Annotated in this window: 16 protein-coding genes; 10 read left to right on the top strand and 6 right to left on the bottom strand. The window is 37.2% G+C overall.

Translation table 11 applies throughout. From position 1 onward, the window contains the following. Positions 1–73 precede the first annotated feature (73 nt). From FD29_RS05680 to FD29_RS05665, 4 genes are all read left to right on the top strand, one after another. Positions 74–985, top strand: coding sequence for an L-lactate dehydrogenase (locus FD29_RS05680; protein WP_057887984.1), 912 nt, complete (start codon positions 74–76; stop codon positions 983–985). Positions 986–1499: 514 nt separating this feature from the next. Next, positions 1500–2435 (top strand): L-lactate dehydrogenase, encoded by a 936-nt coding sequence (locus FD29_RS05675; protein WP_057887983.1) that lies wholly within the window; start codon positions 1500–1502, stop codon positions 2433–2435. 136 nt (positions 2436–2571) lie between these two features. After that, positions 2572–3732 (top strand): N-acetylglucosamine-6-phosphate deacetylase, encoded by a 1161-nt coding sequence (gene nagA, locus FD29_RS05670; protein WP_057887982.1) that lies wholly within the window; start codon positions 2572–2574, stop codon positions 3730–3732. A 146-nt stretch (positions 3733–3878) separates the two neighbouring features. Continuing rightward, positions 3879–4622 (top strand): glycerophosphodiester phosphodiesterase family protein, encoded by a 744-nt coding sequence (locus tag FD29_RS05665; protein ID WP_057887981.1) that lies wholly within the window; start codon positions 3879–3881, stop codon positions 4620–4622. A gap of 430 nt (positions 4623–5052) precedes the next feature. On the opposite strand, the gene FD29_RS05660 is transcribed toward FD29_RS05665, so the two are convergent. The 3 genes from FD29_RS05660 to FD29_RS05650 form a co-directional block, all read right to left on the bottom strand. Beyond that, entirely contained in the window at positions 5053–7074 is a 2022-nt protein-coding gene (locus tag FD29_RS05660; RefSeq protein ID WP_057887980.1) for a hypothetical protein, read from the bottom strand. A 154-nt stretch (positions 7075–7228) separates the two neighbouring features. Further along, entirely contained in the window at positions 7229–8581 is a 1353-nt protein-coding gene (locus tag FD29_RS05655; RefSeq protein WP_057887979.1) for a zinc ribbon domain-containing protein, read from the bottom strand. Positions 8582–9113: 532 nt separating this feature from the next. After that, positions 9114–9866: a tyrosine-protein phosphatase gene (locus tag FD29_RS05650; RefSeq protein ID WP_057887978.1), complete on the bottom strand. Its 753-nt coding sequence runs from the start codon at positions 9864–9866 to the stop codon at positions 9114–9116. Between the two features lie 65 nt (positions 9867–9931). Here FD29_RS05650 and FD29_RS05645 point away from each other — a divergent pair, with 65 nt between their 5' ends. Both FD29_RS05645 and FD29_RS05640 read left to right on the top strand, forming a co-directional pair. Next, positions 9932–10693, top strand: coding sequence for a glycosyltransferase family 2 protein (locus tag FD29_RS05645; RefSeq protein ID WP_057887977.1), 762 nt, complete (start codon positions 9932–9934; stop codon positions 10691–10693). A gap of 206 nt (positions 10694–10899) precedes the next feature. Then, positions 10900–11850 (top strand): zinc-binding dehydrogenase, encoded by a 951-nt coding sequence (locus tag FD29_RS05640; protein ID WP_057887976.1) that lies wholly within the window; start codon positions 10900–10902, stop codon positions 11848–11850. Between the two features lie 378 nt (positions 11851–12228). Here the strand turns inward: FD29_RS05640 and FD29_RS05635 are convergent, their stop codons facing one another. Beyond that, a complete protein-coding gene (locus tag FD29_RS05635) occupies positions 12229–13029 on the bottom strand; it encodes a hypothetical protein (RefSeq protein WP_057887975.1) in 801 nt (266 codons plus the stop codon). A 121-nt stretch (positions 13030–13150) separates the two neighbouring features. On the opposite strand from FD29_RS05635, the gene FD29_RS11260 reads away from it, so the two are divergent. Then, entirely contained in the window at positions 13151–13951 is an 801-nt protein-coding gene (locus FD29_RS11260; RefSeq protein ID WP_083477785.1) for a MerR family transcriptional regulator, read from the top strand. A gap of 42 nt (positions 13952–13993) precedes the next feature. On the opposite strand, the gene FD29_RS05625 is transcribed toward FD29_RS11260, so the two are convergent. Further along, the gene (locus tag FD29_RS05625) at positions 13994–14887 is read right to left on the bottom strand and encodes a hypothetical protein (RefSeq protein ID WP_057887974.1); all 894 of its coding nucleotides are present in this window, start codon (positions 14885–14887) and stop codon (positions 13994–13996) included. Between the two features lie 197 nt (positions 14888–15084). Here FD29_RS05625 and FD29_RS05620 point away from each other — a divergent pair, with 197 nt between their 5' ends. Continuing rightward, positions 15085–15750, top strand: coding sequence for a type 1 glutamine amidotransferase (locus tag FD29_RS05620; RefSeq protein WP_057887973.1), 666 nt, complete (start codon positions 15085–15087; stop codon positions 15748–15750). A gap of 84 nt (positions 15751–15834) precedes the next feature. Here the strand turns inward: FD29_RS05620 and FD29_RS05615 are convergent, their stop codons facing one another. After that, the gene (locus tag FD29_RS05615; RefSeq protein ID WP_057887972.1) at positions 15835–16074 is read right to left on the bottom strand and encodes a hypothetical protein; all 240 of its coding nucleotides are present in this window, start codon (positions 16072–16074) and stop codon (positions 15835–15837) included. A 120-nt stretch (positions 16075–16194) separates the two neighbouring features. Here FD29_RS05615 and FD29_RS05610 point away from each other — a divergent pair, with 120 nt between their 5' ends. Together FD29_RS05610 and FD29_RS05605 are read left to right on the top strand one after the other, a co-directional pair. Continuing rightward, entirely contained in the window at positions 16195–16575 is a 381-nt protein-coding gene (locus FD29_RS05610; RefSeq protein WP_057887971.1) for a YueI family protein, read from the top strand. Between the two features lie 15 nt (positions 16576–16590). Next, positions 16591–17571 carry a ribose-phosphate diphosphokinase gene (locus FD29_RS05605; protein WP_057887970.1) on the top strand — a complete coding sequence of 327 codons (981 nt, stop codon included), beginning with the start codon at positions 16591–16593 and terminating at the stop codon, positions 17569–17571. The last annotated feature ends 85 nt before the right edge of the window (positions 17572–17656 follow it).

Raw genomic sequence — 17656 nt, 5'->3', positions numbered from 1 at the left:
TATATAATTAAAGAGTTGGCGTATGATATTATACGGAACAAAATTGAATCTTTGACTGTGAGGAATTGTTTTTATGACAAGAAAAATAGGAATTATTGGAATGGGAAATGTTGGCGCTGCTTGTGCCCATTACATTGTATCCGCTGGTTTTGTCGACGATTTAGTACTTATTGATAAGAACGAAAAAAAAGTAAAGGCAGATGCATTGGATTTTGAAGATGCGATGGCCAATTTGCCAACACACACCAATATTTCAGTGAACGATTATTCTCAATTAGATGACGCTGACGTGATCATTTCCGCTGTCGGTCACATCAGTTTGATCGGTGGCAATCACCCCAACCGTTTTGGTGAATTGAAACCAACTGGGGATTCAGTAAAAGACGTTGCTGCCAAAATTAAACAAACAAAATTCCACGGTATCATGGTCGTTATTAGTAATCCTAACGATGTAATGACCGCTATGTATCAACAAATTCTAGGTTTCCCTAAGGAACGTGTTATCGGAACTGGGACATTGCTTGATTCAGCTCGAATGAAGCGCGCAGTTGGTAAAGCTTTCTCAGTTGATCCTCGTTCGGTTTCTGGCTACAACTTGGGTGAGCACGGTAATTCACAATTTACTGCTTGGTCAACTGTTAAAGTAATGGATCAACCAGTCGAAAAATTGGCTCAAGAAAGTGGTTTGGATCTTGAAAAGATCAATGAAGATGTCCGAATGGGCGGTTTTACGGTCTTTGATGGTAAAGGCTACACTAATTATGGTGTTTCTACGGCCGCAGTTAGATTGAATTTGGCAATTTTAAACGATGCACATATCGAATTGCCAGTATCCAACTTCCGTGAAGAATATGGCGTTTATCTTTCATACCCAGCTATCGTCGGTCGTGAAGGAATTTTGAAACAATTGCAATTGGACTTGCCACAAGCAGAATTGGATAAATTACAATATTCAGCAGATTATATTAAGAAGAACCTTAAATAATAAAGATTTTAAATTTGGTTGTTCACTGTCGTCTTCCATGCAATTCTGGTGGATTGCTGGAACGCTGTGAGAGCAACTTAGAGCCAATTACAGTTCAAATTGTCTCTAAGCTTGTCTGTCTCTAAACTGGCAAAGTACCGCCAGCTAAGAGACTACCACGGCTGAGCATCCACCAGAATTGCATTCCAGACTAGAGAGTTTAAGGATTTTTTGTTTTACATTGTTAGTATTGAAATTTTGAATTCTAATAATGAAAAATTATAGAGATTATATTAAAGAAAAAGGTCATCCAATTTTTTGGATGGCCGTTTACTATAATTATTTACGGTAATATAAAAAGTAAAAATTGTTTAATCTCATGGAAGACGGCAGTGAAATAGCCAAATCTGTTAAAAATTAGGCTTTTATTTGTTAATTTTTGTTTGTTAATTATTTTTTAATCAAATTAGAGTATAATTGCAGTCACAACTTAAAATTAGTGTTTTAAAGAAGTAAAGACTGTGAGGTAATTTATATGACAAGAAAAGTTGCAATTATTGGAATGGGAAACGTTGGCGCTGCTTGTGCACACTATATCGTTTCAAATGGATTCGTTGATGATTTGGTATTGATCGATATCAACGAAAAGAAAGTCAAATCCGATGCATTGGATTTTGAAGATGCGATGGCTAACTTGCCATATCACACGAATGTCTTTGTTAATGATTATTCGCAATTAGATGATACTGACGTAATTATTTCAGCTGTGGGAAATATTAAATTGCAGGATCGGGTAAAACCAGATCGTTTCGCTGAATTGGAATTCACTAGCAACGCTGTTAGGGATGTAGCCGAACATATCAAAGAGACGGCTTTTGATGGCAAGATCGTTGTCATCAGCAATCCTAACGATGTGATGGTTTCAATTTATCAACAAGTTACTGGATTGCCTAAGAAACATGTCATGGGCACCGGAACTTTGTTGGATTCAGCCCGAATGAAACGAGCTGTGGGGGCAGCTTTGAACGTTGACCCACGTTCGGTTTCTGGCTACAACTTGGGTGAGCACGGTAATTCACAATTTACCGCTTGGTCAACTGTAAAAGTATTGGATCACTCGATTGCTGAATTAGCCGCAGACGATGGTCTCGATCTCGATAAATTGAATGAAGATATTCGCATGGGTGGATTCACAGTCTTCAGTGGTAAAAAATATACTAACTATGGTATTTCAACGGCTGCCGTACGTTTGACGATGGCCATTTTAAACGATGCTTATATCGAATTGCCAGTATCTAATTTCCGTGAAGAATATGGTGTTTACCTTTCATATCCAGCTATCGTTGGTCGTGACGGCATCATCAAGCAAATTCATTTGAATTTGCCACAAGAAGAGTTGGATAAATTACAATATTCGGCTGATTTTATTAAGAGTAAATTACCAGAAGAATTTCAAGTAACGAGCGACTAAAATTAAAAATATTTGCTATGATGAAGTTGGGACATTAAGTTGTTCCAACTTTTTTAATAAAAAATACATTACACTATGGTATAGACCAGTGGTGAATGCTATAATGAACTTGTTAATATTAGAAGGAGAGTAGATAATGTCATATTATATTCATGCTAAAAAATTCTTTTTGAAAAACACAACTGAAAACGGTGGCTATCTAGAAGTTACTGATGACGGTAAGTTTGGTAAATTCTTTACTGCAGAAGATGACAAACCAGAAGGTAAGATTGTCGACTATTCAGACAAATTTATCGCCCCAGGTCTTGTTGATACTCACATTCATGGTCTTGTTGGCCACGATGTTATGGACGATGACTTTGAAAAGTTGAATGAAATGTCAGAAGGTCTACTAAGAGCTGGTGTTACATCATGGTTGCCTACAACATTGACAGCTTCACATGATCAACTAAAACATATCTGCCAAACAATCGGTGATAACTACAAGAAGGCTACTGGTGCCAAAATTCAAGGTATTCACTTTGAAGGTCCTTTCTATACAGAAAAGCACAAGGGTGCTCAAAATCCTAAGTACTTCAGAGATCCAGATGCTGAAGAATTCAAAGATTGGCAAGATGCTGCTCACGGCATGATTAGAAAGATTTCTATTGCTCCTGAAAGAAAAGGTGCTCCAGAATTCACTAAAGCCGTAGCTTCTGACAAAGTTGCTGTTTATCTTGGCCACAGTGATGCTACATTTGAACAAGCTAAGGCTTGTGTCGAAGCTGGTGCTACTGGATTTACACACACATACAATGGTATGAGCGGCTTGAACCACCGTGTACCTGGTATGGTTGGTGCAGCTCTTTCAATGCACTTAGTTGATGACGAATTGATCTGTGATGGTCACCACGTTAACCCATTCGCAGCTCGTATCGTTATCGAAAAGAAGGGTGCAGAACATGTTGCCCTAATTACTGACTGTATGCGTGCTGGTCTTATGCCAGATGGCGACTACGTACTTGGTGAATTACCAGTTGTTGTTGCTAATGGTACTGCCAGATTAAAGGATGAAACACACAACCTTGCTGGTTCAATCTTGATGTTGAACGAAGCTATTAAGAACGTTGTTGACTGGAACATTGCTACTGCTGAAGAAGCTGTTGAAATGGCTAGTTACACAGCTGCTAAGAGTTCAAAAGTTGCTGACAAGTGTGGTATCATTGCCGACGGTCGTGACGCTGACTTTATCGTTCTTGATGATGATATGACATTGAGAGAAACATACTTAGATGGTGTTTCACGTTACCAAGCTTAATTCTAAACAAATAAAAACAATACGAATTGTCTGATCTGATAGATAATTACTTATAAAAATACTGAAAAACCGAGGATACATCAAGTAAACCTCGGTTTTTTTGCCCCTTGCATACTGTTGTATACTCTACTTATTGGAGGATTATTATGGATAGAAAAATTGTTGCTCATAGAGGAATACCAACATTGGCACCTGAGAATACGATGGCTGCATTCAATGTCGTTGTTAATCATGATGTTAAATGGATTGAAACTGATCTAAGCATTACCAAAGATGAACAGGTCTTCGTGATTCACGATGATAAGTTAGACCGTACAACTAATGAATCGGGATCAATTGAAACTGTTGATAGTTCAAAAGTTTTGAGCGCCGATGCTGGCTATTGGTTCGCTGAAAAGTTCCGTGGGGAAAAAGTTCCAACTTTGGATCAATTGATCGACTTTCTTAATATTCACAAGATCAATGCTAATATCGAACTAAAAGGTGTTGTAGGGGACAATGCCAATTATTTAGCCGATAAACTGGTTGAAAAATTTGCGGAAGCTTTGGACCGTTTGGACGAACATGTTGATTTAATTATTTCCAGTTTTAATCCCATCATGTTAGAAAAAATGTACCAATTAAAACCAGATTTGAAATATGCAGTGTTGTTCAGTCACGAAACTTTAGGCGACGATTGGAACTTAGTCATGCAAGCTTGCCACGCTAAGATCGTTCACCCAGATAGTACTGGCTTGACTGAAGATATGGTCAAAAAAATGAAGGATTATGGTTATGAAATCAATGTTTGGACCGTTGATGACATCAATCGCGCTCAAAAGCTCTTTAGTTGGGGCGTTGATGGTGTAATTACTAACATCGCTGACCGTATGAGCTTTTTAGAAAAATAATGCAGACAAAAACCTCAGAATTATCAGTGCTTAACTGATCTATTCTGAGGCTTTTTTGTCTAGACTTATTTGTGTTTTTGGAGGATTCATTATGAAAATTAATAACTTACTGGTATTAAAAAGGAGGGTAAGCTGACTCCAAATGTGAGGTTTAAGGATTAACATTGATTGATATTACAAAATCTAAAATTACTTTTGATTTTGGTTCATCTCGATTCAACCCTAATTTTTTTGACTGATCCCATTCAGTTGCAACTACCTTAATTACGATCTTGTTAAACCGATGACGTCTTGGTAGATGTTTGCTCACTTGCGTGAGACTTCGGAGGATAGAAATTACTTAATTTCATTTCTGTTCTCCTCAACTCTCAGTATAAACACTCGAGTCGATTATCCAACCAAAGGCCTATGTATCATACTGTTTGTACAATTAGACGCTGTCTTGAATACTCCAAGATAATTTAGTGTGGTATTCGCCAGCAATAATATTGGATTTGGTCACGTGTAACAATAATCCTTTATCTTTATCCCAACGAATTGGTTGTAAAGTTTGATCTTGTGCCGATTGCGCAACGAGAACCTTATCCTTGATCGGTTGAGGGTATGGTGAGGTGTCATTTTTAAATTTAAAAATTGCCGCTAAAGAATTGTTATGGGTATCGATCAAATTATCTGGTTCATTCAAATAAACTTTGAGAGGATTTTTTTTCTTACGGTGATCTTCAAAAGTAATTATTTCATTCGGTGAATTGGTTGAGTTCAAACGATATTTATCAACATTAACGTCAAATGGATAGATAGGTTCAAAATTAATAGTTTTGATGTGTGGAATAAGTTCGTTATTTAAATAATTCAATTTGAATTTGGAGCCAATGCTCTGATAGTCGTTTTGGTCATCATCCGTTCCGATGAAAAATGGTGTTGCCGCAAAAGCAAAATTGCGGTCAATGTCATGCGTCAGTGTATGAACGATGATATTTCTCTTATCATTTATTTTGAGACTGCCAATATTGATTTGGAGTAACTGATTGCGATTATTGATGTGGGCAGTTGTTGAATACTGTGAATCGGTAAGATCCGTTCCATCAACGTTAACGCCGACTATTTCGGTACCGAGACTGAGATAAGTTGATAAAGTAGTGTTGTTCAGATCGCGTTCGCCGTCGTTGTTTAATTGAAATTTGTAATCGATCAAATCGTTATTTACGATGTCATTTAAAATCAACGGAGTATCTTGGTCGCTTTTGGAGGAGACATTTTCGACTTGATTAGTCAATTTGACGTTAGGATTCAAGGCTGGATTAACGGTTAGTAAAGCATCGTTGGTAGTTAAACTTTGAGTATCATTGTTGCCGTAAGTCATCTTGATGGTTGCGTAGTAATAGTCACCATCATCATCTTTGGTAAGAGGTTCGGTAGTGTATCTGAAAGGATCGTCTTGTTTGGGTAGAGGGGAGGATGGCTTACCATTCTTTCCTTTCTTTTTATACCATTTGACGTCAGTTTTAAATGAGTCTCTTGTAGAATTATCAAATCCTTGAAGAACAAAAGTGGCTCTTTCACCAGCTCTTGCTTTTTGATCGTATAGACCTTCACCGACGTTCATTAACTTGCTGGCTGTAACGATAGTTCCGTCGGCATTCTTGATTTTTGCGTAAACGAAGAAACTACTGATTTGATTGGAATCGTTAGCAGATGATCCAGTGGGTTTAGCCGTAATTTCCCCATTCGAATCGATTGTGGCTTTACTTTCGTCACTGACTGACCATTCAGGTTGAGCCGTTGCAAATTCTGGATCGGTTGTAGCTCGAGCATATGTGACATTGGTTCCTAAATCATTGTTTTTATTGTTATAGAGGTAATCATTATCGGTCTCTATAGTTATAGATTTAGCGTTAACATTCGTAGGAAGGATATGAACCGTAATTATTCGTGAGTAGTAACGATCTTTAGAAAATACTCCAAGTATGTAAGCTAATTGATATTTGACGGTTATTATTTTTTTGCTATGTAAATTTTTAAAATCAAGCAAATTTAAGGATGTATTAAATTTGCGATTAGAATTGACAGATAGCGCCGAAACGTAGCCTGAATCACTTACTTTCCAAGCACCATCGTCAATTTTTTTATACCACGTATAATTTCCAGAGGCTGAAGGCAATGTAAGCGATGATTTTATAAAAGAATTACTGATAGGAATAATATTGTTACTATAATTTGTATTATCAATAGTAGCACTGATAACTTCTTTAGGTGGTTTACTAAAACCACTATTCATCCAAATAATTGCCCAAATGGGGGCAGGGGTACTTGGGAAACCCTCAGTGGGAATAGTAGCCTCCTTAGCTGTGACGATATTCTCAGTCTGGTTATTGAAAGCTACAATTGAAAATACAAATAGAATAGGTAAAATCAATAGTTTATGAAATTTCAAATTAAGATAAACTTTCATAGCACCCTCCAATATGTCTATACCATTCATTAGTATAAACAAAGGAATATAATCAATAAAGTGAAAAATGCGAATTTAATTTTTAATAAAATGAGTATAAATAAAAGACCTATCAAATATAATTTGATAGGTCTTTAGTTAATTAAATTCAAAATTATTTAATTTTAGGACGTAAAGTATATGCCATAACTAATGAAACAACTGATGTTATCAATAGAACATAGAAACTGGCACCAAATGAACGACTAGCGTTAGCTACGACTTGACCAGTGATGGCTGAAGAATTAACTAATCCAGCTGATAAAGCTCCATAAAGGGCGGCATAGAGTACTGTTGGTAAGAAAGTAAAAATTCTTGTCAAACGAATGCTGCCACGTGATCTGAAACAACCGGCTAATAAAGCAATGACTGGTGATAAGAAACAGATCAAACGAATAGCTGAAAAACCATTAGTGAACCAAGTAGGCTGTGAACCTAGATTGTTGGCGGTGTAATTAGCAGCACCGGCGATGGTACTTGAAAGTGACAAGCCATCCAAGAATGGACCACTGATAGAAGCAATGAAACCGATAACTGACGAGACAATAATGATTTTTTGGGTCGTCGTCTTGTGATTAGGCTTCAATCGATCGGCAGCTGTTTTATGATGTTCCTTTTTTTGTTTAGGAGCAGCATATGTTTCAGTTTTATCGGGAGTATCTTCATCTGAATCAGAATTCTTCTTGAGCGAAGTTTCCTTCTTCAAAGCTTTATTGGCACCCAACTCATTGCCATGACGCAATTGTGAGAATAGGAACCAAGCAATCAGAACGACTGCCAAAGCGATATAACCGTAATTTCTTTTTACAACTAGAAGAATAGCTACGATGATGACGGCAAAGATGCTGACATAAGCGTTATTTTTAGCAAATTTGATCATATTGTGGATAAAACCATCGTTAGGATCAACGGCTTCTGCCTGTCTCTTTGCTTCAGCAGCACGTTTTTCGCTTTCCGTTGGTGCAAAGGGATCTTTGATGGGATCCTTGATTGGATCTACGAAAGGTTTTGAATATGGTTTTTCTTGAGCCTGTTCAGGGTTGTTCTTGTAAGGCTTTTGAGAAATGGGGTTGAAATCATTTTTACTATAAACTTGCGTTCTATCGTCCAGTGGTGCATTAGAATTTGATTTTTCGAATGATGAAGGACGAGTAGATTCTTTACGTTCAAAAGTTTTCATTTCAGGTTCAGGATCAGGACGAGTAGTTTTACGCTCGGGATGATCGAAGGAACCGTATTCTTGTTGTTGCGCAGGTGCTTGTTCTAGATGAGGTTTAGTTTCAGTCGTGGGTTTTACGATTGGATCTTCCTCATTTAGTTCATTTTCAATTTCAGACAATGAACGAACGGAGTCATCGTCTTTTTGTTCTTTTGTATCCTCGGTATTTTTCTTTTTAAGGGCCCAACCGCAGTTATCACAAAATTTCTGATCCGGTTCAACTTTATGGCCACAATTTGGACAAAACATTATTTGCATTCCTCCATTATGTTGACAAATCAAGTATACAAGACTAATTAAATCATAGGAAGACATTCGGTGAAAGTTCACAGAAATGTCACATGTTGTATATTCCGAAACTTAATTATACAAAAGTTTCTTATATTTTGCTTAAAAATGTTTCTAGAAAGTGAGCTATAAAGGTTAATTTTTAATTGAATTATTGGATACATAGGTTATCTAGAAAGTCCGAATGAACTATTTTTAGAATTTAAACCACTAAATCCTATCAATGGAAGACGGCAGTGATTAATCAAACTTCGGATTTTGGCAATAAAAAAACCTCACGCATTGGGAATACGTGAGGAAAACGATTGTTGGTTTTGTATTAGTCAAACTTTAAGGTATGGAAATGTTGCCAATCAGTATGCAGGAAAGGACAGGCTGGATTTTTTGCGAGTGGTAAGAGGTGAGGGTTCGCCTCTCCTGCAAGAACAATTATAACCAAAGTAAATTGCCTTTCGCCAACCTAGTTTGATATAACAAAATATTAGTCAGTCGATTATTCAGTATAAATTGCTTTCAATTTGTTGAGTTTGGTCTTGTCGATGCCTAGAGCTTTATCCAAATAATTGTCGAAAGTTCCGTAATAATGTTCGATAGCTTTGAAGACTGAAGTTATATCGTCGAGATCTCCCTTGGTCATGTTCATTTGATTAATATCTTGGTCGCCATTTTCGTTGTTCAAAGTAGCTTCGATAGTTTGGCGGTTCTCATACATCAAGTTCGTCAATAAATAATCACGAGTAATAGTTTCGTCGTCAACGCCTAAAGCTTTGAGAACTAACAAAGCGCCGATTCCGGTCCGATCTTTACCAGCAGCACAGTGGAACAACAGGGCTTGATGCTCTTGGTCATTATTCAGTAATAAGTCGAATAAAATTTTATAAGCTTGCTGACCGTGTTGATCCAAAACGACGCTTTGGTAGATCATGCCTAAATAAGAATAATCGCCGTGATTGATGATGCCAGCTAACTTGTCGCCATTACCTTTGAGAGGATAAACTGGGTCGGAATAAATTTTATAAAAGTCAGCTGTTTTGTCAGCCCAAGTTTGTTGTTCGCTGTTAGAACGAAAATCGACGACATATCGTAATCCGTAATTTTTAAGGTAGCTTAAAGATTTTCCTGTTAGATTACTTATATCCCCTGAACGTAAGAGTTTATTATATTTAATTGTTGTACCATCCTTAGTGGGATATCCACCAAGTTCACGTAAATTTATTGCACCTTCGAGATTTAATATACGTTTCATTTTTCTCCTCCCCGAGTCGTTGCGTATTTTAGGTCATTAGAAGTAAAATAATAATAAGGTGATTTATGGTGAAGAATAAACTTTCAATTATTATGACAGCTTATAATGTAGCTGATTATATTTCCAGCACGATTGATTCAGTGATTGCTCAAACTAATCAAGATTTCAATCTAATTATTGTGGACGATTGCTCTACAGATCAAACTCAGAAGATAACCCGTTCTTATGAAAAGGACTATGATTGGATTTCTGTTATTTGTCACTCCGAAAATCAAGGCGTTTCAGCTGCTAGAAATACTGGTTTGAAGCATGCCGATGGTGAATTAATAACATTCATTGATGGCGATGACCGTGTGGAACCTGACTATGTGGATCATTTTTTAACGATTTTTAACAATGAAGATGTTGATATGGTCACTTGCGGTTTCTTTAATGAGAACGAAAACGGCAAGGTCAAGAATAAGATTGCCAAACGTCAAACAGAAATCGTTGGTCGTGATGAAGTGATCAAACAAATCATCAAAATGACTGGCACAGTGATGGGTTACACGTGGAACAAAGCTTATATTCGATCAATTATCGAAGAAAACCAGTTGGCATTTGCAACCGACTTGGACTTGATGGAAGATCAAGTTTTCAACGTTGAATATGCGACCGTAGCACGTAAATTTTACTTGGATAATGTACCTTTGTATCATTATATTTCTAGAAAAGGCAGTATTACTCAGAAATTTGCCGTAGAGAATGTCCGCGATGTCGGAGTTGCTAGAATGAAAGTTTATAAAACAATTCGAGACAGTACTCGAAATGAAAAAAATCAGATTTGATATATATTGATAGTGGGTAAGTCTAGCTGAATGCTGGGCTTTTTTTGTGGTCTGCAATTCTTCAGCACCTTTAGAATACCATTTAAGGGGCATCGAGTGCTTTCACGAAGTTTTTTGAAAAATATCCATTGACTGTAACGTAACGGGACGGTTTATAGTATTCAATTGTTAAGATCAATATAAATAATTAAATACAGAGGAGATATATGAAAGCAGTTGTAATTAGTCACACTGGTGGTCCAGAAGTTTTAGAAATCGTTGATCGTCCAATTCCTGAGGCAACTGACGACCAAACCGTTATTCACATCAAGGCTTTTGCCGTTCACCGTTATGAAGTTTTAACTCGTGAGGGTGGTTCTCCTTCAGTTAAATTCCCAAGAGTCATCGGAGTTGAAGGTGTCGGCGAAGTTTATCAACCATCAAAGAATAGCAAACTCGCTAAGGGTCAAAGAGTTTTGATCGTCAATGGTGGTTTTGGCCGCGAATTCGATGGTAGTGAACAACAATATGCCTTAGTACCTGATGAAATTATTCGTCCCGTTGACTATGATGGTTCGTGGGTTGAATTTGCCAACTATCCGGAAACCTTCTATACCGCCTTTGGTGCTTTGAAGACGACTAAACTGCAAGCTGGTCAAACGTTGTTAGTTCGTGGTGGAACTACTGGCGTCGGCATGGCTGCATTGGTTTTAGCTAATGCGCTGGGTATCAAAGTAACTTCAACCACTCGTCGTGAAGAGCGTCGTCAAATGTTGTTGGATATGGGTGCCACTGATGTCGTTATTGATAAAGACGGCAAATTGCAAACGGATAAAACTTATGATGGATTTCTCGATATGGTGGGAGCTCCGGTGATCAGTGATTCGTTGGCACATGTCACTCGTGGCGGCTATTACACAACAGTTGGTTTGCTTTCTGGTAAGTGGATCTGGGAAAACTTCGATCCATTCGAAAATATTGGTGGCAAATATATCACTGCCTTTGATGGGGTTGATATCAGTAATGAAATCATTACGGAAATGTTTGATTTGATCAAAGATAATAATTTGACGATTCCTATTTCTAAGGTGTTCAAGTTGGATGAAATCAGGGAAGCACAGGAATATATCATGCAACATGATCGTCCAATAGGCCAAGTTATTGTTACAACTGATTAGAAAGTCAGAATAGGGAAATGTTTAATTTGCCGTCTTCCATGAAATTCTGGTGGATTTGGAATACTGTGAGAGCAACTTAGAGCCAATTCTATGAATTGTCTTTAAGCTTGTCTGTCTCTAACCTGGCAGAGTACGCCAGCTAAGGGACTACCACGGCTGAGCATCCACCAGAATTTTATTCCAGACTAATGACTTTTTCTTATTTTCATAGTAGTAATGCTAAAGATATTTGAATTTTAATTATATTTCGTAAATTATGAAAAAATAGGGAATGTTGGGTTCTTTCTGAACTTTGGATACATACAATTGTTTAGATACACTAATAGACCATCCAAAAAACTGGATGATCTATTTTTTCGGGATAAATTTATTTTCGTTTTAAATATTACTGTTGCGTGGTTCTTGCCCATTGGCAAGGACTTTGGAATCATCATCGTAAAACCAATCGATTTTGTTGATGTCGGAAAGAAAGTTGACGTTATCAAAATTACTGTTGGTAATACTGATTGAAGGATTGGGAGCAGTGAAGGATAGGTCGTTGCCACGGAGATCGGATTCATCTTCGACATAAAGGTCACTGATATTTTCAGTTGAACGAGAGTCGATGGCCAGACCACTGAAAGATAGGCTCGATTTGTTCAGCACGCCGACGTATTCATTGACTAGGCAATCTTTGAGATAAACGGTTGAATTTTTGAGACCTAAGGTATTGAAGTCCGAATTTACGGCCGTCATTTGACTGTTTTCAAGCGACATGCCGACGGAGTTATATTCATTAGTAAGTACGACGGAATTGTCTAGCGAAATGGCGGAATCACGACAATAGATCGTATCAAATTTACTATCGTTGTTGGCACTGACGATGACGTTGTGGCAGTATAGTTGAGAATTATCGTAGAGGGCAATGGTTGTTATATTATCGCCTGTGAAGTCGACTGATAAATTTTTGAGGATGAGAATTGTTTGATTGGTTGGCTTGCTACCGATTATGAAAGTGGCATTGATAGTAGATTTGGCCTTAGGAGAGCGGCCGGTAATAGTCAGACTGTGGGTTATGGGTAAAGTTGCGGGAGAATCAGTGAAATATGAGTCAGATTCTAGTTCGATAATATCGTTAGTAGCAGAATTTTTAACGGCGTTGAATAATTGTTTATCAGTATTGACCTTGATTAGTGTCATAGAATTACCTCCAATTCTTTGATAAGTATATTATCTCACTACATTAAGACACTATGCGTCATATAACGGCTGTGTTACTGAAATGACTTTTAGCATATAATTTATTTTAGTGAGGAATATTATGATAAAAATCAGTGAAATGGCAAAATTAGCGAACACGACTAGAAGAACTTTGATTTTTTACGATGAACAAGGAGTTTTTCAACCTAAGAAACGCAGTGATGCCGGCTATCGATATTACGATTATGACCAGTTATATGATTTGTTATTTATTTTGGCGATGAAGAATCTGGGTTTGTCGTTGGAAAAAATCAAAAGTTTGCAAGATAAACCAAACAATAAAGTGATGGACGAATTGGTAAATGTCCAAACAACGATTGACAAAAAAATGGATGAATTAGCAAGGATCCAATCGATCGTCTCCCGAAAGGTTTCAGAAGGATCGGAATTGACAGCAGAACCCTATCAACCGATAGTTGCCAAGCGGCCCAAATTAACTTTCTGGTGTTCGCGTGAATCGGTATCGTGTACAGAAGAAGAAATTGCTCAATTATTTGCGGAATTTTATCAACAATTGGACAAATTAGCCTTGATGGATGGCAACCAATCGGGCTTTTTGACTGATTTGCCGGAAGCATCATCAAAAAAATATGCCGATGCATCTTTTAGAGTCGTTAAAGAGTCATCAACGAACAACTCTGGTAAAGCTATGCCCAAAATTGAAAAAGCCGCGGGAACTTATTTGCTAGTTAGAGTGGACAACAGTACTGCGGGTGTCTGCCGGGGATTAGATGAATTGGCAAAGTATGCTGAAAAGAATGATTTGGAATCGTCATCAGATATGTGGCAAATGAATACTGACAAGGCTTTGGTTAACTGTGGTGGTTCAGAGGACTTGTGGTTGGAGTATTTGATCAAATAAAAAGGTTCAACAAAACTCAAAATTTTGTTGAACCTTTTTGCATTATTCATTATCAAGTGCAGCAGTCAATTTTTGTGGTTCGGTTTTACACCATTTTTCAAAGTCATTGATTGAAGAATAGTGAGGAGCGTGAATACTTTCATCAATTAGTTTAATGATTGCAGGATTAGCTTGGATTGCAGGGATATTTTTCAATAAATGAAGAGCAGTGAAGGCAGAATCACCGAAGACAACGAGACGTTCAGGTTTGATAATATTGCATTCGGCAATGAAAAGTTCGATGGATTTGTTAAAAATAATACGATTTTCGCGAACCTTTTTAAGAGCAGCGTTCATATCAGGGAAACGAAGTGTTTTGTAGGTTGGCTTTTTAGGATTATCAACATTGGCCTGGTCCCATTTCATATATTGTTTAGCACGTTGTTCGTCAGTCGCATCAGTTCCAAAGCCTAATTTTTTATGAGTGATGAAAAAATCATGGTTAATATTATCGGAATTGCTATCTTTGACCAATTTGATTAGGTCAGTCATATAACACCCGCGGAAACGAGGGTCATTCATTAAAATATTCATACGTAGAGTGTTAGTAATGTTTATTTTATCGTGGGAATTATTGTATTTTCCTATTTTTTTGACACCATTGCGAACAGCTACATTTAGACCGACAGTCATGACTTGACGATTGGTAGCAGGATTTTTTGCAATGATTTCTTGATTAAAAGCAGGATCAACGAGATATTTATTGATAAGTGAAGTAGGAAGAATTTTTTCGTCAGCAGCATCAAAGTCAGCAATGATTTGTTTAACGTCAGGTAAAGACGTTACATTGTAGAAGAATGATGAGAAATCAGCAAGTGTGTAGTGATTGTCAGAGTCGTTAGAAAAATCAGCGTTAATACTGTTCAATTGGTGTAGGATATCATTTAAGTTTGTCATGAGAAATTTCTCCCTTATTTTTTAATTTGGTAAAACTCTTAATTGCTTTATAACTCTATTATAAATAGTTTCTCGTCATAATATGGCATATGGGAAGCTTCAAACACAAAGGGCTGACCGTGCTATAATAAATTCATCTTGGGTAAATGCAGGCGATACCCATTTCAAACATTGCCGTTGATGTGAAAGGAATTCCGATGCGAATTAACGTTTTACAACACACGCCAAATGAAGGCCCAGGGATGATTCAAGATTGGTCACAAAAGCATGGCCACGAAATGTATATTTACCATCCCTATCAATTTGGACATTTACCAAAGGCAAGCGACACTGACATGTTAGTGATTCTTGGTGGTCCGATGAGTCCCAATGACGAACTTGAGTGGATCAAGCAAGAACGAGTTTTAATTCAAGAATTGATTGCTCAAGATAAGCCTATTTTTGGAGTTTGCTACGGTGCACAACAGATTGTTAAGACTTTAGGTTATCAAGTTACTAAAGCTCCCGCCAAAGAGGTTGGGTGGGCACCAGTTTATCGCCGGGATGTGAAATATTTAGAGATTCCCGAAGAGTTACGAGTCTTGCACTGGCACGAAGAGATGTTTGAGATACCAAAGGAAGCACAGTTGTTGTTCTCCAGTGATGCTGTGGAAAATCAAGGCTTCATCATGAATCATCGGATGGTTGGTTTGCAATTTCATTTGGAACCAAAAGATGATAATGTCCGCGAAATGGTCGTAAATGATTTTCCTTATATTAAAGGTTCAGTTTTGAATCAAACAGCTGATGATATTTTGAAGGAAAAGGTTTCTGATGATAATCGGAATACTTTGTATAAATTGTTGGATTATATTAACGAATAATTTATTCTTGATTCTTTGTAACCAAAAAAGTGCTTCAAGCAATTGATTAAAGTCAGCTGCTTGAAGCACTTTTTAATTTGATAATTAAATTTTCTTTTTCAAATGATATTGCACAACACCTGTGTCAGTATCTTTAATATCTTTCTTTTCGTCTTTAGCAAAGTAAACAGCAAAGCTCTTGTTGTCAGCGACATCTTGAGCGACAACGAGGGATGATTCATAGGGATCTTTGGCTTTGTAGATTTGTGCTCCACGGACAGCCTCGCCATAATCTTTTGAGTTGGCAATTGCATCGCCGGGATTAAAAAATACCATTTCGTCCATAAGTAACACATCCTTTCTATTTATCCCCATTATACATTTGTCAGCCTAGATAAAGGTAGATTTATCATCCTTTTACAAAAGGAATTTCTCAGCTATACTATGACGTATGGAGGGTAAAAAATGACTAACGTTGAGGATTATATTAAACAAAACATTTTCGGTAAGCCACAATTAAAACCTGACGAGAAGAACAAGTTTCTAGGTAATTTTGCGGAACGCGTGGCGATTGCTTTGACGGTTGCCCAACTGAAAAACGATGCAAATGTCGCAACGGTTGAAAGCGTTATGAAAAAATATCCGGATTATCATCTTTATATAAATGGAAAAATTGATTCATATATACTGGATAAATACCTACGATTGAGTGTAAAATTAAAGTATAAGTTTACAATAGTTTCACAATCGGGTATGCGTAACCGAGACCGTCAATTGACTGACAATGACATGGGATTGGTAATCGCAAACGAGGGTAAACCTGTTGATAGACCAGTGCTTATATAATTTTGGAGGACAAACATGTCTAATAATACATTAGATAAAATTGCTTTACTTTCTTTAAATGGTAATAAACCATTAGCTAAGAGAATTTCTGACTACATGGGAGTTCCATTGTTGGATGCTTCAGTTTCACACTTCAGTGATGGTGAAATCAACATTCAAATTAATGAAAGTATTCGTGGAAAAGACGTCTACATCATTCACTCAGTTTCAGATTCTGTTAATGACAACTTCATGGAATTGATGATTGCTGTCGATGCTTTGAGACGTGCTAGTGCAAGTACAATTACTTGTGTACTACCATACTTTGCATATACTCGTTCAGATAGAAAGTCTCGTTCAAGAGAACCTATCTCAGCTAAGTTGTTTGCTAATATGTTGGAATTAGGTTCAGTTGATCGTGTGATCGCACTCGATATGCATGCTGATCAAATCCAAGGATTCTTTGATATTCCGGTTGATCACTTACGTGCAATGCCTATTTTCGCTAGTTACTTCCAAAAGAAGATCAAGAATCCAGACGACTTCGTCTTCGTAGCTCCAGACCACAACTCAACTAAACGTGCTCGTTCACTAGCTGAAGTATTCGGTTCACAAATCGCTATCGTTGACCAAAGATCAACTGAAGATGAAGATGTGGTTCCTGACATTATCGGTGACGTTGATGGTAAACAATGTGTTATCGTTGATGATCTTATCGATACAGGTACAAGAATGGTTAATAGTGCCAAAGCTGTTTCTGCAGCTGGTGCCAAAACTGTTTCTGCTGCCGCAACGCACCCAATCTTTTCAAAGAACGCTGCTAAGAGATTGCAAGATTCAATCTTGATGGATGTTTTAGTATCAGATTCAATCGTTGTTCCTGACGAATGTCAATTTGATAAATTGAAGATCTTATCAGTGACTGATCTTATCGGTGATGCTATTCTCATGACAGAATCAAACGAATCAATCGATTCATTGTTTACTGTTCGTGATAGCTACACAGAAATCAAATAATTTATAAATTAAAAGGACCAATCAATTCATTTGCGATAATCCCTTTGTGGTTGTCATATGAAATAATATAAATTCATTTGATAAT

The organism is Companilactobacillus mindensis DSM 14500 (genome assembly GCF_001434275.1).
GTDB lineage: Bacteria > Bacillota > Bacilli > Lactobacillales > Lactobacillaceae > Companilactobacillus > Companilactobacillus mindensis.
The sequence above is the reverse complement of the archived record's forward strand: the minus strand, read 5'-3'. Positions and strand labels throughout refer to the sequence as shown.

Bases quoted from the DNA above. Each gene is read 5' to 3' on its own strand.
- FD29_RS05680 (WP_057887984.1), top strand. From the start codon at position 74: ATGACAAGAAAAATAGGAATTATTGGAATGGGAAATGTTGGCGCTGCT.
- FD29_RS05675 (WP_057887983.1), top strand. From the start codon at position 1,500: ATGACAAGAAAAGTTGCAATTATTGGAATGGGAAACGTTGGCGCTGCT.
- nagA (WP_057887982.1), top strand. From the start codon at position 2,572: ATGTCATATTATATTCATGCTAAAAAATTCTTTTTGAAAAACACAACT.
- FD29_RS05665 (WP_057887981.1), top strand. From the start codon at position 3,879: ATGGATAGAAAAATTGTTGCTCATAGAGGAATACCAACATTGGCACCT.
- FD29_RS05660 (WP_057887980.1), bottom strand. From the start codon at position 7,074: ATGAAAGTTTATCTTAATTTGAAATTTCATAAACTATTGATTTTACCT.
- FD29_RS05655 (WP_057887979.1), bottom strand. From the start codon at position 8,581: ATGTTTTGTCCAAATTGTGGCCATAAAGTTGAACCGGATCAGAAATTT.
- FD29_RS05650 (WP_057887978.1), bottom strand. From the start codon at position 9,866: ATGAAACGTATATTAAATCTCGAAGGTGCAATAAATTTACGTGAACTT.
- FD29_RS05645 (WP_057887977.1), top strand. From the start codon at position 9,932: ATGGTGAAGAATAAACTTTCAATTATTATGACAGCTTATAATGTAGCT.
- FD29_RS05640 (WP_057887976.1), top strand. From the start codon at position 10,900: ATGAAAGCAGTTGTAATTAGTCACACTGGTGGTCCAGAAGTTTTAGAA.
- FD29_RS05635 (WP_057887975.1), bottom strand. From the start codon at position 13,029: ATGACACTAATCAAGGTCAATACTGATAAACAATTATTCAACGCCGTT.
- FD29_RS11260 (WP_083477785.1), top strand. From the start codon at position 13,151: ATGATAAAAATCAGTGAAATGGCAAAATTAGCGAACACGACTAGAAGA.
- FD29_RS05625 (WP_057887974.1), bottom strand. From the start codon at position 14,887: ATGACAAACTTAAATGATATCCTACACCAATTGAACAGTATTAACGCT.
- FD29_RS05620 (WP_057887973.1), top strand. From the start codon at position 15,085: ATGCGAATTAACGTTTTACAACACACGCCAAATGAAGGCCCAGGGATG.
- FD29_RS05615 (WP_057887972.1), bottom strand. From the start codon at position 16,074: ATGGACGAAATGGTATTTTTTAATCCCGGCGATGCAATTGCCAACTCA.
- FD29_RS05610 (WP_057887971.1), top strand. From the start codon at position 16,195: ATGACTAACGTTGAGGATTATATTAAACAAAACATTTTCGGTAAGCCA.
- FD29_RS05605 (WP_057887970.1), top strand. From the start codon at position 16,591: ATGTCTAATAATACATTAGATAAAATTGCTTTACTTTCTTTAAATGGT.